This is a genomic window from Roseovarius dicentrarchi, assembly GCF_003316635.1.
GTDB classification, from domain to species: Bacteria; Pseudomonadota; Alphaproteobacteria; order Rhodobacterales; family Rhodobacteraceae; genus Roseovarius; species Roseovarius dicentrarchi.
The window spans coordinates 1-668 of sequence record NZ_QNQP01000081.1 but is presented as its reverse complement, the minus strand read 5'-3'; the positions used below and the strand labels follow the sequence as shown (position 1 = coordinate 668).

Genomic DNA, 668 nt, shown 5'->3' with positions numbered 1-668 from the left:
TTCGGGTGGGTCATCGGTTGGGTCTCGTTCTGGGTCTGTCGGGGCTGGCTGTCGGTCGCGGTATCTTGTGTGGGCGGACCGCCAGGTCCCTCGTTGTTGGGCGGTGCGCCCTCCGCCCTCGGCTGGAAACTCTTCATGGAAGCCCAAGCCTTGATCAACGTGCCGTCGACCGAAAAGTGGTCATCCGACAACAGGGGCGCGACTTCGCGATGTGACAGGATTGCCGCCATCACCATGCGCGACATCTCGGTGGTCAGCAGCCGGTTGCGGTTCTTGGTGAAGACCGTCGGCACCCACACGGGATCGTCGATGCCGAGGCCCACGAACCAACGGAACAGCAGATTATACTGCATCTGCTCCATCAACTGCCGCTCGGACCGGACCGAAAATAGAATTTGCAGGAGGCTCGCCCGGATCAGCCGTTCGGGCGGGATCGAGGGCCGACCGAAATCAGTGTAAAGTGCCTCGAACTCGGCATCCAGACTGGCCACCGCGTCGTTAACAACCTGCCTGATCTTGCGCAGCGGATGCCGCGCTGGGATGCGCTCTTCCAGATCGACATAACTGAAAAGCGACCTGCTCGTCTCGTCTGTCCCGCTCATAATCACCCCCGCCGCTATCGTCCCGGGAGTGAATCATGTTCTCAAATGACTGTCGAGACGTGATTA

Annotated in this window: 1 protein-coding gene; it reads right to left on the bottom strand. The window is 60.2% G+C overall.

What is annotated here, in order from left to right; genetic code table 11:
- Positions 1–602: transposase (locus DQ230_RS16935; RefSeq protein WP_162497506.1), on the bottom strand; the 602-nt coding region annotated here is incomplete at its 3' end.
- Between the last annotated feature and the right edge of the window lie 66 nt (positions 603–668).